Origin of the sequence: Pseudoalteromonas sp. MT33b (assembly GCF_014117385.1) — a bacterium.
GTDB lineage: Bacteria > Pseudomonadota > Gammaproteobacteria > Enterobacterales > Alteromonadaceae > Pseudoalteromonas > Pseudoalteromonas lipolytica.
Window position 1 is genome coordinate 1,635,574 of sequence record NZ_CP059831.1, and the last position, 15,858, is coordinate 1,651,431.

Consider the following 15,858-nt stretch of genomic DNA (forward strand, 5'->3'; position numbering starts at 1 on the left):
CACTCATACAGCTAATTAATGTCAGTAAGTGGCTAAATGTCACCGTGATAACACACCCCATTTAACGACTAAATAGGTGCACTGTTTTACATCGCTTTCGATAGGATTTATTACCTTGAAGCAGAGCACTTGATTATAAGCACAGGTATTATTAATTTCGCCTCATCATTTTGTTTATTAAACGAAGTCTTGTTTTTATTGATCACAAAGCTGTTACACTTCGTAACAATTAAAACGATTCTTATTTAGGTGAACTTTTGACAATTGGCAAATTATATTCATGGACCTTAATCGCCTGTATTTCCTGCATATCTGTTGCACAGGCGGCCAATGTGGTTGTTGAACCCGTTACAACTGAAAAAGCAAAGCAGCAAATTAAAGCCGTTGGAAACGCAGAGGCGATTCATTCAGTCACGTTGTACCCCGCAGTGGGTGACAGAGTGACCGCGGTGTATTTTAAACCGGGCGATAATGTGTCAAAAGGTGATTTATTACTCGAACTAGACTCACGCAGACAACAAGCCGCCCTTAAAGAAGCTGAAATTACCTTAAAAGATGCCGAGCGCACCATGAAAAGACTTGAAGAGAGTCATGCCCGAGGTGCTGTTCCGCAAAGCGATTTAGATGATGCTAAAACCCTTTATGAACTAGCAAAAGTAAAGTTAATGTACGCTAAAACGGAACGTGAAGATCGTGAGATCCGGGCGCCTTTTAGCGGCGTAATGGGCCTTACCGACGTAGAAGTTGGGGACAGGATCACCGCACAAACTGCAATAGCGACCATCGATGACATTTCTCAGCTGTATATTAATTTTAATGCGCCTGAGGCCGCAATTTCTGTGCTTAAGCAGAAGTCTGAGGTAGAGGTTATTCCATGGTTAGGTGATAAAGTGTATACCGCAACAGTGGCTGAGTTAGACTCACGTATCAACGCACAAACACGCACGATAAGAACCAAAGCAAAACTAGATAACAATGAAAAGCAGTTTATGCCAGGCATGAGCTTTCGCGTGCACATTAATATTCGAGGCGATGAATATGCAGTAGTCCCAGAAGCAGCCATGATGTGGGGTGCCGCGGGTCCGTATGTATGGAAAAGTGTCGATAAAAAAGCAACCCGTGTTGATGTAAAAATTGAGCAGCGTTTAGCAGGGCGATTGCTCGTATCAGGGGGGTTAAATAAAGGCGACTTGTTAGTGACAGAGGGGGTACAACGATTACGCCCTAACCAAGAGCTGACATTTGCTAACGACGTTAAGCTTGCCAAGGAGTAATGATGAAGCAACAACCAATGATGGAAGACTTGCCGTCAATGGCAATTCGCCGACCTGTTTTAATAGTGGTGTTGAACTTATTGATCATTATTGCGGGTATTGCTGCGATTGCTGGCGTAGAAGTACGAGAGCTTCCAGATGTAGACAGGCCACGTATTACGGTGTCAGCATCGTTTCCGGGTGGTTCACCTGAAACAGTTGATACCGAAGTAACAAGTAAACTTGAAGGTGCAGTCGCTCGTGTAAGTGGGGTAAAGTCGATTCGCGCGCAAAGTGAAGAAAACAACGCACGTATCGTGGTCGAATTTCGCCCGGGTGTTAACTTAGATGATGCTGCAAACGAAACGCGTGAATCGGTTGCACGGGTACAACGCGAACTTCCCGAAGAAGTTGAACGGGTATCAATTATTAAGGCCGATAACGACGCTGAAGCGGTTGTGTCGCTAACTGTTTCGAGTGATACATTATCTCTTGAAGCACTGACTGAACGCGTTGATGTAGACTTAGCCCCGCAATTTTTAACCATTCCCGGTGTGGCTGATGTACGTTTAAATGGTGACCGTGAACGAGTTTTAAGGGTTAGAATCGATCCCCTTAAATTAAGCAGCTTTAATCTCACTGTGCCCGACATTGCTAATGTATTACGCCAAGCGCCGTTTGATGTTCCGGCAGGGAGTTTAAAGTCGAGCGATCAACAAGTCATTGTCCGTGCTGATGCCACTTCAATTTCAGCAGAACAAGTCGCAGATATTATTGTTCGTGATGACACGCGTATCGGCGATGTCGCCGCTGTGTATTTTGGCCCTGCAGATCCTCGTTCGTTCGTAAGATTAAATGGCACACCTGTTATTGGCATGGAGATTATTCGTCAAGCCCAGTCGAACACCATTGAAATTTCAGATGAAGTATTAACACTGATTGAAAAAATGCGTGTGCGATTCCCCGAAATGGAATTTACGCTCACCTCCGACGACGCACAGTTTATTCGCAGCTCAGTAGACGAAGTAATCAACTCGTTGTTACTCACCGTGTTGTTAGTTGTTATAACGCTGTGGGTGTTTATTGGCTCTTGGCGCGCAACACTGGTGCCTGCTTTTGCGATTCCCGTTGCTTTAATTGGATCGCTCGCGCTGATATGGGCGTTGGGTTTCTCAATCAACATATTAACGTTACTGGCTTTAGTATTAGCGACAGGTTTGATTGTTGATGATGCGATTGTGGTGAGTGAAAATATTCAACGTCAACGCGGTCTAGGACTTGGGCGGCGAGCCGCTGCGGTAATTGGTACTCGCGAAGTATTTTTTGCGGTGGTGGCCACCACGGCTGTATTGGCCGCAGTATTTGTACCTATTGCGTTTTTACCATCAACAGCGGGGCGGTTGTTTCGTGAATTTGGTGGAGTGCTCGCGGGCGCGGTGATTATCTCTAGTTTTGTCGCATTGTCTTTAGTCCCTGCATTAACCTCTAAACTTAAATTAAAGCAAGGGGGATTTCATCCCTTTGCAAAACTTGGGCATGGCTTAGCGGCTGTTTATAAACGCACCATTCATGGTGTATTAGACCATGCATGGATTACATTTTTTGTGTGCTTAATTGTCGCTGCGGGCTCAGGTGCACTGTATATGAACCTTGATAACGAATTATTGCCCACAGAAGACAGAGGCAAAATCCGAATTTTTGCACGTGGCCCCGATGGTGTCGGCCTTAACTTTATGGATAGGCAAGCCGTGCAAATGGAAGATATATTACTGCCTTTTGTAGAAAGTGGCGAAATTGAGTCAATATATACCGTTGTTGGGCAATGGGATCCCAATATTGTATTCATTACCGTGCCTTTAAAGCATTGGGATGAGCGTCACTTTAGTCAGCAAGAAATCATTAATAAAATACGTGGACCGCTGGGTAATATTCCTGGTGCAGCTGGTTACCCTGGTGGTTCAAACAGTCTAAATTTGCGTGGTCAAGGGGGTGGCATTGAGCTGGCGCTGCTTGGTCAAGATTACTTAGAAATATTTAAAGCAGCGCAGGCATTCTCAGCTGAAATAGAAAACGCAATTCCAGAGGTTGCGCCAGTGAGAATTTCCTACCAACCGTCGCAGCCACAGTTACGGGTTAATATAGACAGACGCCGTGCAGAAGAGCTAGGTGTGTCTTTAAGTGATATTTCAATCACGTTAAGAGCGGCGATAAATGGTGATGATATTGCTGATTTAAACATTGGTGATCAATCAATTCCTATTATGTTGCAGGCACAAAATCAAACCATCACTAACCCAAATGATCTGGCCAACTTATACGTTGGGGCGCGAGATGGTCAGCTTGTGCCGCTCAGCAGTGTTGCAACGATTACTGAAGAAGGCGTGGCAGCTGAGCTTGAGCGCCATGCACAGCGTCGTGCAATTGAGCTAAGTATGGAACTACCCGAAAATGTCACTATCGCTGAATTGGTCACCAAAATTCGTGACATCTCCGAGACTAACTTACCGAATGGTATTAGCCTTGCCTTTAAAGGCGAAGCACTTACATTTGAAGAAACCGCTAATGAAGTACTGTTAACCTACGTATTGGCTTTTTTAATCGTTTTACTCGTGCTCGCGGCACAATTTGAAAGCGTAAACAGTGCGATTGTGGTTATGATCACGGTGCCTTTTGGTATCACGTCGGCTATTTTGGCTCTGTATTTAACGGGTACGTCTTTAAATATTTACTCGCAGATAGGCTTAGTTATGTTGATTGGCTTAATTGCTAAGAATGCGATACTGCTGGTGGAGTTTGCTGACCAATTACGTGACCAAGGTCGTTCAGTGAGGGTCGCTGTTGAAGAAGCTGCGTTAGTTCGTTTACGCCCGATTGCTATGACGTTGGTATCTACCTTACTGGGTGCGTTACCGCTCATTTTGTCGACAGGGGCCGGTGCCGAAGCGCGTAATGCCATTGGATGGGTGGTGTTTGGTGGTTTAGCCTTAGCGGTATTATTCACGCTTTATTTAACCCCCGTTATTTACCTTGGTTTAGCACGTTTTACCAAACCTCGTGGTGATGAGTCTAAACACCTTGCCGATGAGTTAGAAAACGCTTAATCGACCTTAATTGGCTATTTTTCTTTGAAAAAATAGCCAATTACCTCCACAATCAATAAAAACACCCAATCTAGGTATGCGTATGCAAGCCGAACACATCGATATTGCACAATTTTTAAGTGATCATGCTCCATTTGATGACTTACCAGAAGAGGCAATAAATAAATTAGCGTCGCAAATTGAAATTGCTTATTTTCGTGCTGGCACCGAGATATTAAATTACGGTGACGACATAGCCGATTTATATGTTATTCGTACCGGTGCCGTGGAAATGTATCGCCGTGATGGTGAATTATATAACCGCTTAACCGTAGGGGGCATATTTGGCCAAATGGGTTTGCTAATGAATCGTAAAGTACGTTTTCCGGCAAAAGCACTCGAAGACACACTTGTTTATTGTATTAATGTGGAGTTGTTTAACCAGTATTGCGACGAGTACGAACCATTTGCAGATTTCTTTGAGGCTGATGGTAATGTACGTTTGCACCAAGCTATCGTCGAGCAAGCCGATAGCAATGATTTAACTACCGCAAAAGTAAAGTCATTACTGCACAGAGATGTGGTCACGGTCACAAAAGATGCAACAATTCAGTTTGTTGCGCAGTTGATGACGCAAGAGTCGGTGTCGTCAGTATTGGTTACTGATGCCGATAAACCCATTAGCGATGACCCTGATGATGATGATGGCCAAGTTGTTGGCATCATAACTGACCGCGATTTACGTTCCAGTGTTATTGCACAAGGATTAAGTTACGAAGCTCATGCTCAGCAAATAATGCAGACTGATCTTGTATTACTCGATAGCAACGCCTACGTGTTTGAAGCCGTACTAGCGATGCTCAGAGATAATATTCATCACTTACCCGTTGTTATTAAGAAAAAACCCATTGGGGTTATTTCGTTATCAGATATTTTGCGCTATGAATCGCAAAGTAGTTTATTACTGGTGCGTGGCATTCTTGCTCAGCAATCAGTTGAAGACTTAGCTTATTATGCGCGCCAGCTGCCTAATGTATTTGTGCGGATGGTTAATGAAGATGCTAATTCTCATATGATTGGCACTGCCATGGCAGTGATAGGGCGAACATTCAAACAGCGTCTACTCGATTTAGCCGAAGAAAAGTTTGGTCCGCCTCCTGTGCCTTATTGCTTCATTGCACTGGGGTCAATGGCAAGGGATGAGCAATTAATCGTTACAGATCAAGACAACGCAATTATTCTAGACAATAGTTTTGATGAATCTTTACACGACGCGTATTTTCAAAAACTTGCTGACTTTGTCTGTGATGGCTTGGCTGAGTGTGGTTATAAGTACTGCGATGGTGAAATTATGGCGTCATTTAAAAAATGGCGTTTAACGCGGGAACAGTGGCAAGAACAATTTGCTAGTTGGATAGCAGAGCCAAAACCACAAGCATTATTGCACAGTTCAATATTTTTTGATCTTGATGGTGTTTACGGCAAAACCAAATGGGCAGAGGAACTAAAACGGTTTATTGCTAAAGAAGGGCGCAGCAATAAGCGTTTCTTAGCGAATATGGCAGCTAACGCACGTAATAGAACGCCTCCACTGGGCTTTTTTAAAGACTTTGTATTAGAGCATAATGGTCAACATAAACGCTCAATGAACTTAAAACGTCGTGGCACAGCCCCTTTGTCTGATGTAATCCGTGTGCATGCTTTAGCGATAGGCAGCCGTAAGCAAAACTCATTTGAACGACTTGAAGATATAATTGATGCCAAGTTATTACCAGAAGGAAAAGCGCAAGACTTACGAGATGCCCTTGAATATATCGCCATGATCCGTATTCGTCATCAGGCTTGGCAAATAGAAAAGCTAGATGAAGCGCCCGACAACGATTTAGAGCCACATTTGCTATCGCCTTTTGAACAGCGAAACTTAAAAGAAGCGTTTGCGATTTTAGATAAAGCACAGAACTTCTTAAAATTCCGTTATTCAGCTAATTCAGGTGTGAAGTAATGACCACTAATAGCGCAAAACAAAACTGGCCTGCGCGTTATAAAGCGCTATCAGCGACGAGTCGTCATCCTTGTATACAACATTTTTATCAAAGTGCGGTAAACGACCTTAATTTACCGATTAGTGAAGTACCCCTTGTAGCGTTAGATTTTGAGACGACCGGTCTAAATTTTGATAAAGACGATATTGTTAGTGTGGGGTTAGTGCCTTTTACATCAAAACGAATTTATTGCAAAGACAGTGCACATTGGCTTGTTCAACCAAGGCAAAAGCTCGATGAAGAGTCAATAGTCATTCATGGCATTACACACTCCGAATTAACTGGCGCGCCTGACTTCTCGTCGATAATTGAGCCGTTATTAGCCGCATTAGCTGGTAAAGTGATTGTTGTGCATTTTGCGCCTATTGAACGCCACTTCCTGTATCAAGCGTTAAACGCACGATTAGGTGAAGGTTTAGAGTTTGCAGTAATAGACACCTTAGAACTTGAAAGAAGAGCGCTTAAAGCGAAACAGGGATTAATAGGGCGTTTATTTAACAGTAAATTAGACTCGGTAAGATTAGCTGACTCACGAACTCGTTATTCGTTACCTGCATATCAAAATCATAACGCCTTAACGGATGCAATCGCAACCGCTGAGCTTTTGCAGGCACAATTAGTGTATCATTATCGACCAGACACGCCATTACGAGAGTTACTAATTTAACTAAAGTAATAATTCCCATAATAAAAAAACGCCGCAATTGCGGCGTTTTTTAATACCATATTGTCTAGCGAGTTCTTGGCTCTGTTCTAAGCCCAAGCACTAAACTCACACACATAAGTAACAGCACGAATGTAAAAGGGAGACCGGTTGATACTGCACCAGCTTGTAACGCCTCTATGGCTTGTGTTCCACCAATCCATACTAATGCAGCCGCAATTGCGCCTTCAATGGTCGCCCAGAAAATGCGCTGCGGTACAGGTGCATCGACTTTACCGCCTGCGGTAATCGAATCGATAACTAATGAACCTGAATCAGATGACGTGATAAAGAACACTAACACCAGCACAATAGCAATGAACGACAGCACTTGAGACATAGGTAATGCTTCAAACATTTGGAACATAGCCAGTGGTACATCGGTTAGGCCTTTTTCACCTAGTACACCGACTTTATCAACCACTTGTTCAATTGCGATACCACCATAAATTGACATCCAGAAGATAGTAACAACAGTAGGAACGAGTAATACAGCAATTAAGAACTCGCGAATTGTACGTCCTTCAGATACGCGCGCAATGAACATACCTACAAACGGTGACCATGAAATCCACCAAGCCCAGTAGAATACAGTCCAGCCGTGCATCCATGTTTCGTCTTCACGGCCATGTGGGTTACTCAGTGGAATAATGTTTTCGACATAACCCATCACCGTATTCGGGATATTACCAAAGGCTGCAGCAAAACCAACAATAGCAACAAATACAAGCAGTACAAAGGCAATCACCATATTGATATTACTTAGCAGTTTAACACCACCATCAATACCACGTATAACCGAAATCACCGCAAGCAAGGTAACACCAGTAATAACGCCAATTTGCAAACCGATGCCCGCATCAGTCCCAAATACATGATTAATACCCGCAGAGGCCTGCTGAGCGCCTAAACCAAGGGAAGTGGCAAGACCAAATAAGGTCGCAAGCACAGCCAGAATATCAATAAGGTGGCCAGGCCATCCCCATGCTTTATCGCCTAAGATAGGGTAGAAAATTGAGCGAATAGATAAAGGTAACCCTTTGTTATAACAAAAGAACGCTAGTGATAGTGAAACGACTGCATAAATAGCCCACGGGTGAAGGCCCCAGTGAAACATGGTTGCACCCATAGCCATTTTTGCGGCTTCAGGGGTATTTGCTTCAACACCGAGTGGTGTTTCATACCAACCTGTGTAGTAAGCAACCGGTTCAGCAACGCCCCAAAACATTAAACCAATGCCCATACCGGCCGCAAATAACATGGCAAGCCATGAAATACGCGAGTGAGTGGGGCGAGCTTCATTTCCGCCTAAACGAATATTACCGTAGGGTGAAATGATTAATGCAAAGCAAAACAATACGAATAAGTTTGCTGACCACATAAAAAAACCATCAAAATTATTAATAATGTCGTTTTTGATACCGTTAAGGGTTGCTTTTGCAATTTCGGGGTCTGAAATAAGTGTTGCAATTAAAAAGATTGCAATTAAACCTGCACTAATGCCAAAAACAGGGTTGTGAACATCGAACCCCCATTTTTGTACATTGTCTTGGCCGACAGTGTAATCCGTATTGTCGATGCTGTACTTGTCATGATGTTCGCTCATGAATACCTCTTGTTGTAATTTTATCTAGCAGAAAGCTAAATGGCCGGTTGGAACACGTTTGCCCAAAGAATATTTTTACGCAATAAACGTGAAAATAGTTTGAAGACAAATCAATTTAGTACCAAATAGTAGTCTTTAGTGTAGGAGTTAGAGGGAAAATGTAAATGCTTTAGGCGCTAAATAGCCGAATAAAATCAATTTTCTCAGTTTTTTGATGGGTTTTTAAACAAAGTTAAGAAGAAAGTAAAAAAGTTTAATGACAGTATTGTTTCAGAACGAACAGATTAATACTAAAGAAGCTGCAAGCTTATGACTTGCAGCTCTCGCTACTATTTTTTATAAGCGTCGTTGTGAACGCCAGCAGCACGACCCGAAGGATCCGCATTATTTTGGAATGATTCATCCCAAGCAAGTGCTTCAGGTGTTGAACATGCAACAGATTTCCCATGAGGAACACACTTTGCTGATGCATCTCCAGGGAAATGATCTTCAAAAATACTGCGATAAAAATACGCTTCTTTTGAATCCGGTGTATTTATAGGGTATTTATATTTTGCGTTGGCAAGTTCTTGATCGCTAACTTGCATGCTCACATATTCTTTAAGGGTATCTATCCAGTTATAACCTACACCATCAGAAAACTGCTCTTTTTGGCGCCATAATACTTCATCAGGTAAGTAACCATCGAATGCTTCGCGAATGATGTGTTTTTCAATTTTACCGTCTTTGCACATTTTGGCTTCTGGGTTAATGCGCATTGCAATATCGACAAACTCTTTATCTAAGAATGGTACGCGAGCTTCAACACCCCATGCCGCCATTGATTTATTCGCACGCAAGCAATCAAACATATTAAGTTTAGAGACTTTACGATTTAGCTCTTCATGAAACTCTTGTGCGTTAGGGGCTTTGTGGAAATACAAGTAGCCACCAAATAATTCATCAGCTCCCTCGCCAGAAAGCACCATTTTAATGCCCATTGCCTTAATTTGACGTGCCATTAAGTACATGGGGGTTGATGCACGGATGGTTGTTACGTCATACGTTTCAATGTGGTAAATGACTTCACGCAGTGCATCAATACCTTCTTGAATGGTAAAGTGAATAGGGTGGTGAATAGTGCCAATCATATCGGCTACTTTTTGCGCTGCCGCTAAATCTGGCGAGCCCTCAAGCCCAACCGAAAAAGAGTGAAGTTTAGGCCACCACGCGTCTGACTCGTCGTTGTCTTCAATACGTTTTGCTGCAAAGCGTTGCGTAATTGCAGAGATAACAGACGAATCTAACCCACCAGAAAGTAATACACCATAGGGCACATCGCACATTAATTGACGTTTAACGGCTGCTTCTAAACCGTTTTTAACATCACTCACTTTTGCATCATTGTTTTTTACCGCGTCATAGCTTTGCCAATCACGTGAATAATAACGACGTAGCTGACCGTCTTTGCTCCATAAAAAATGCCCCGGTGGAAACTCTTCAATATGTTTACAAATTGGCGATAGTGCTTTTAATTCTGACGCAACATAAAAGTTGCCATGTTCGTCATGACCTGTGTAAAGCGGAATAATACCAATGTGGTCTCTACCGATTAGGTAGGCATCTTGCTCTTCATCGTATAAACAAAAAGCAAAAATACCATTTAAATCATCTAAAAACTCAGGCCCCTTTTGTTTGTACAGGGCTAATATAACCTCACAATCAGATTGAGTTTGAAAGGTAAAATCGGTTTCTAAATTTGCCGCTAGTTCTTTATGGTTATAGATTTCACCATTGACAGCGAGAATATGTGTACGCTCTGGATTATAAAGCGGCTGTGCACCACTTGACACACCAACAATGGCAAGTCGTTCATGAACTAAAATTGCTTTCTCTGATGAATACACGCCAGACCAATCGGGTCCGCGGTGCCTTAATAGTTTTGACATCTCAATTGCTTGGCTTCGCAATTGGGCAGGATCAGATTTAATATCTAATACCCCAAAAATTGAACACATAGTGACTCCTCATTCCAATTATGTGCGCAGTTAACAATAATTTTAAAACTGCGAATCTTTGTTTTAACAGAAATAATTACCTAAGTCACACAGGTTTTTTAATTATTTAAGAATAATCTATGCACCGAAAACACAGGCTTTGCACCAGATTGATCCAAAAGCTTTGTATGAACAATAGTGAACGAATTATTTTTAGTAAAAATGAAGAAATTTGATGAAATAAGCGACGTAAAAATTATTTTTGCTGCACCAATTTGGCGCAGCAAAAACAATTTATATCACTGTAAACATTGTCTCAAAAAGTAAATACACTCTTGTATAGACAACTTAGTTTAGGGGGTTAGTCATTTATTAAACGCCAAACGAGTTTAAACACAGGGCATTTTAGACTGTTAACTTTTGGCATTTTTATACTTTAAAGCAATTGCAAGTTGATTTAGATGAGCAACGAGCTTTTGCTGGGCTAAATGAGCTTGCTCAAGACTAACAAACTCAAAGTGTAAGAAATCACCGGGTTTAAGCTGAGCAAAATGACGCAAGTCAGCCTCAATAACAGTACCAATTATTGGATACCCACCCGTTGTTTGCGCGTCATTTAGTAAAACAATGGGTTCACCATTAGGTGGTAATTGAATGCTTCCGGGCATAACTGCCATTGAGGGCAGCGACAATGAATGCGCTAATTTACACTCATCGCTTAATAATCGTGCGCCCATTCTGTTACTGCTAGGCGAAATATGCCATGAATGCTCTGTAAACTTTTCACATGTATTATCAGGTAATATTGAGGCATGCGGACCGGCAAGAATACGAATATGTGTACTCTTTGGCGGTAACATGGCACCTAATCCGATTTTAGTTGCATACTTAGGCGTTATATCGAAACGATCACCCGCCTTTAAAGCATGACCATGCAAGCCACCAAAGCCTGCTGCAATATCGGTTGAGTAAGAGTCTAAAATAGCCGTTGGTAAATGCCAGTCACCACCAATAGCTAAATAGTTTCGAAACCCATGTCGGGCTGCGTTTAGCTTTAGTATATCGCCTTTTTTTATATAAAAACTCCAGCCCGGTTGAACAGCATTACCATTCACAGTGGCTTTCATGTCGGTGCCATGTAAGGCGATGTAATAGTCGTTATCAAACTGTATTTCGGCAAGTCCAAGCGTGATCTCAATCACGGGATGGTTATCGGGATTGCCAACAAGACGATTAGTGATGATTTGTGCATAAGGGTCAACACACCCTGATTGACCAATGCCTAAATGGCGAGAACCTACGCGGCCTTGATCTTGTATAGACATTTGCATGCCGGGCTTGAGTATGGTGATCATTTTAGCACCTCCTGAATAACAAACTCTAACGTATCGCCCGGTGCAATTGCACACGGTGTCTGTGCATTTATATCAAACAGTTTGAAATCTGTATGACCTATTATTTGCCAACCACCTGGGGAGTCTTCGGGGTAGACGCCAGTTTGCTCACCGCCTATAGCAACCGCGCCTTTAGGGACATGAATGCGTGGTTTTTCGTGGCGCGGCGTGTATAACTGGGGGGTTAAGCCTGCTAGGTATGCAAATCCGGGTTGAAAGCCCAAAAACAAAACATGATACGTTGCACTGCTGTGCATTTGAGCCACGTCGTCTATGGTTAAATTATGGTATTTAGCAACCGCTGAAATATCGGGGCCATAATCGCCACCATACACCGTGGCGAGCTTATGATGCGTAGAGGTAAAATCATTGCTTTTAATCTCATGCCAGTGACTAAGTAATGAAGATTGCCACTTAGCAAGTAGAGATGACTCTTTTAAGTAAAGGGTGAGGTTATTATTCGCAGGCACCACATCAATAAAGTCCCCTGAATTTCGACAAAGTTGCGCGAGTGCCCAAATCTTTTTTTGTGTTTCAAGCACATCTTGCCCTGACTCATAGACATCGAAAAAAATGCAATGCGTAGTCAGTGCTGTGATCTGTGGTCGTTGAGTAGAAGCCATTGTATGTCACACTTTTTATTATTTGTTGATGATAATTAGCATATAGGCCCAGTAGTGAAGATGTAAATGAGTCTTTAGCGTTAATTAAAAACTCAACACTGCCAAGCCGTTATAAAATAATGATAACAGCTTGGCAGAGAGTAAAGGAAAAGGCTACTTATTGTTGTTTAGTAACCAGTTAGACAATAAGCGTACACCGTAGCCAGTACCGCCTTCAGCGAGTTCATTTTTTGCTTTATTGTTAAGTGCGTTACCCGCGATATCGATGTGTACCCAACGTGTGTCACCCGCAAAGTTTTGTAAAAAACTTGCCGCTGTTGTTGCACCAGGACCGTGAGAACCAATATTTTTTAAGTCTGCAATGTCAGATTTTAACGCATCGTCGTAGCCCAGCGGTAAGCGCCAAAGGTTTTCGTTTACTTGCTTACCAGCCAGTGTTAATTGCTCAATTAATTGATCGTCTTTTGAGAATACGGCGGCGTATTCGTTGCCAACAGCCCCAATTTTTGAGCCAGTGAGCGTTGCAACATCAATCATAATAGAGGGTTTGAACTTATCGCGTGCATACCACATAGCGTCACTTAATACTAAGCGTCCTTCTGCGTCTGTATTTACAATCTCAACGCTTAAACCTTCAGCTGTGCGAACAACGTCACCCGGTGCAACAGCAAATTGTGAAACCATGTTTGCTGCCATCCCCATGACCGCAACAACATTGGTGTCGGCTTTAGCTAACGCCATTGCTTTTACAGTGCCTAGTACGGCTGCAGCACCCGCCATATCTGATTTCATACGTGCAATTGAAGCGCCAGTTTTAAGGCTATAACCGCCAGAATCAAAGGTAATACCTTTACCTACTAACGCGATAGGTGTGTTTTTATTACCTTGATAATGGGCAACAACAAGGCGTGAACCTTCTTCACTACCACGGCCAACCGCTTCGAGCGCACCCATACCCAGCTTTTTAATTTGTTTAGGTTCTAGAACCGTGATTTTAACACCTAACTTTTTAAGCTCTTTTGCGGCTTTAGCAAAGTCAGCTGGAGTCATCTCTGTCGCTACTTCACTGGTTAAGTCGCGTGCTAAAAATACACCCTGTTCAATATGTTGTAGTAAAGTGTGGTTTTTGACCGCTTGGTCTATATTTTCAACGTCGACAGTGTAATTAACTACATGGGTGTCTTTTTCTTTTTTGTATTCTTCAAAACGGTGGTCACGTAGGTTAGCACCATGAGCAAACTCGGCCGCATATTTGGCGTTTGTGTCTGTTTCTTTCAACACCGAAAAATCAAGACTAACCGAAGCTTGTTTCGCACTGTGAAGCTTAGCGTGAACATTACCTCCTAGCTTTGCCATTTTTGCAGCATTGAGTTCTGCTTGCTCACCAAGCCCAACAAGTAAAATACGTTGATGTTCACTGTTGTTTGGAGCAATGACTTCTAATGTTTTTCCGTACTTGGCTTTAAAGTCTGCAAAGTTAACCACTTTATCTAAGTGGGCTTGCGTTTCAGCGCTTAGGTAATTGAAATCAGAAACACCTGTTTTTGAATCAAAAAACAGCACTAATGTGTTGTCAGTTGGTTTAATAGATTGTGCGAAAGTGAACTCTGCTGCATTCACTTGCGTAGCAAGTGTTATACCCAATGCGAGAGCGGTTAGGCTATGTGCAATTCTCATTATTATATCCCAATGTAAAAAGGTGCTTTTTACCTTAAATATACAAAAGAGTTAAATTGTTAGCGGTGAATCACAGCTTAGACGCGTTTAAGGTGAAATGATTTATTAAACTCGCCGGTCTTTTAAATATACAGGCTTTAATGAGGAAATTAGTATGACAATTAAGTCAATGTTACTGATATTACTGACCAGTAGTGCCATGATGACTGCAAGTAAAGTGTATTCACAAGACACCATGCAAAACGCCACGCAGCATATTGAAACTATTGTACTTGGCTCTGGCTGCTTTTGGGGGGCTGAAAAACGCTACGAAGCACTGGATGGGGTAATTGATGCTGTATCAGGCTATGCAGATGGTGAGGGATTTAAAGCAACGTATAAAAATATTACCCGTCAGTCACGTCGTTTCGACGACAATAACTATGCTGAAGTGGTAAAAGTCACTTATAACAGCAATGAAATAACCACTGAAAGCCTCCTTAAGCACTATTTTGAGAATCACGATCCTACGCAGCTTAATCGCCAAGGTAATGATGTTGGTACACAGTATCGTTCTACAATTCTTACCAGCAACGAACAGCAGCAACAAACAGCCATTGAATTAAAACAGACGTACCAAGTAAAGTTAACGGCCGCAGGCTACGGAACAATTGTCACAAAAATTAAGCCGCTCAAGAAATTTTACGCAGCAGAAAATTATCATCAAGATTATTTAAAGAAAAACCCGAATGGGTATTGTCCTGATCATTCAACAGGCGTGGTATTTGATTCAACCAACAAACCCAACGTTGATAATAGTGCATTACTGACAAATAAACAGATTGTGGTTATTGATGCGAAAGGGTATTGCCCATACTGTGAAAAGTTCAAAAAAGAAGTTGCCAATAACTACCAAGGTACTATTCCCATGACCTTTCGTTATGCCGATGAGCTCGATGGGCTGACAATTAAGACCCCAACTTGGGCAACGCCAACTTTATTGTTTATAGAAAATGGTGAAGAAGTGTATGGCCGTCAAGGGTATGTAAGTAAAGATGAATTTTACAAAGCGCTCGGTGCGTTTAAGTTGGGTGACAGTGAGGCGTTTAGGGTTGCATTTCATGCTCGTACCGACAGTCCATATTGTAAGCAATATGATATTTTTAAAAATACGCCAGAGGGGGTTTTTATAGATAAACTCAGTGGTGCCCCATTATTTGATACCCGAGACCGCTTTAATTCTGGTACAGGTTGGTTATCGTTTACCCAAGCCGTTAAAGGCAGCGTCACCATGCACGAAGATAACAGTTATGGAATGCAGCGTATTGAATTAAAATCGAAAAGTTCAGGGATCCACTTAGGCCATTTATTCCCAGGTGAAGGCCCACAAGGTAAAGATAGGTATTGTATTAATGCTACGGTGCTTGAATTTGTTCCAGCAGAGTAAAATGTCGATACGCTATTAGTTCAAAGTCATTTTTTAGCCTAAGCTTGTATGTATGCCCAAAAAGTGACGTTTGAAATG

The 15,858-nt window shown here is 42.2% G+C and carries 10 protein-coding genes; 5 read left to right on the forward strand and 5 right to left on the reverse strand.

The annotated features are described in order from the left end of the window. Positions 1-257 precede the first annotated feature (257 nt). The 4 genes from H3302_RS07490 to H3302_RS07505 all read left to right on the forward strand — a co-directional run bounded on the left by H3302_RS07490 (position 258) and on the right by H3302_RS07505 (position 7,042). Positions 258-1,274: an efflux RND transporter periplasmic adaptor subunit gene (locus H3302_RS07490; RefSeq protein ID WP_182396321.1), complete on the forward strand. Its 1,017-nt coding sequence runs from the start codon at positions 258-260 to the stop codon at positions 1,272-1,274. A 2-nt stretch (positions 1,275-1,276) separates the two neighbouring features. Continuing rightward, positions 1,277-4,354: an efflux RND transporter permease subunit gene (locus tag H3302_RS07495; RefSeq protein ID WP_081759716.1), complete on the forward strand. Its 3,078-nt coding sequence runs from the start codon at positions 1,277-1,279 to the stop codon at positions 4,352-4,354. An 82-nt stretch (positions 4,355-4,436) separates the two neighbouring features. Continuing rightward, positions 4,437-6,335, forward strand: a complete 1,899-nt coding sequence (locus H3302_RS07500; protein WP_182396322.1) for a DUF294 nucleotidyltransferase-like domain-containing protein — start codon at positions 4,437-4,439, stop codon at positions 6,333-6,335. Next, positions 6,335-7,042, forward strand: coding sequence for a 3'-5' exonuclease (locus tag H3302_RS07505; RefSeq protein ID WP_118844241.1), 708 nt, complete (start codon positions 6,335-6,337; stop codon positions 7,040-7,042). Before H3302_RS07500 ends, H3302_RS07505 begins: the two co-directional genes overlap by 1 nt. 64 nt (positions 7,043-7,106) lie before the next feature. On the opposite strand, the gene H3302_RS07510 is transcribed toward H3302_RS07505, so the two are convergent. The 5 genes from H3302_RS07510 to H3302_RS07530 form a co-directional block, all read right to left on the reverse strand. Beyond that, on the reverse strand, positions 7,107-8,684 hold the full coding sequence (locus H3302_RS07510; protein WP_065979899.1) for a BCCT family transporter: 1,578 nt from the start codon (positions 8,682-8,684) through the stop codon (positions 7,107-7,109). A 329-nt stretch (positions 8,685-9,013) separates the two neighbouring features. Continuing rightward, positions 9,014-10,681 carry an asparagine synthase B gene (gene asnB, locus H3302_RS07515; RefSeq protein ID WP_065979900.1) on the reverse strand — a complete coding sequence of 556 codons (1,668 nt, stop codon included), beginning with the start codon at positions 10,679-10,681 and terminating at the stop codon, positions 9,014-9,016. Positions 10,682-11,073: 392 nt separating this feature from the next. After that, the gene (locus tag H3302_RS07520) at positions 11,074-12,015 is read right to left on the reverse strand and encodes a biotin-dependent carboxyltransferase family protein (RefSeq protein WP_182396323.1); all 942 of its coding nucleotides are present in this window, start codon (positions 12,013-12,015) and stop codon (positions 11,074-11,076) included. Further along, entirely contained in the window at positions 12,012-12,677 is a 666-nt protein-coding gene (gene pxpB / locus H3302_RS07525) for a 5-oxoprolinase subunit PxpB (RefSeq protein ID WP_182396324.1), read from the reverse strand. Before pxpB ends, H3302_RS07520 begins: the two co-directional genes overlap by 4 nt. 153 nt (positions 12,678-12,830) lie before the next feature. Next, positions 12,831-14,354: a leucyl aminopeptidase gene (locus H3302_RS07530; protein WP_182396325.1), complete on the reverse strand. Its 1,524-nt coding sequence runs from the start codon at positions 14,352-14,354 to the stop codon at positions 12,831-12,833. Between the two features lie 199 nt (positions 14,355-14,553). Here H3302_RS07530 and msrA point away from each other — a divergent pair, with 199 nt between their 5' ends. Next, entirely contained in the window at positions 14,554-15,780 is a 1,227-nt protein-coding gene (gene msrA, locus H3302_RS07535) for a peptide-methionine (S)-S-oxide reductase MsrA (protein ID WP_065979991.1), read from the forward strand. Positions 15,781-15,858: the final 78 nt, after the last annotated feature.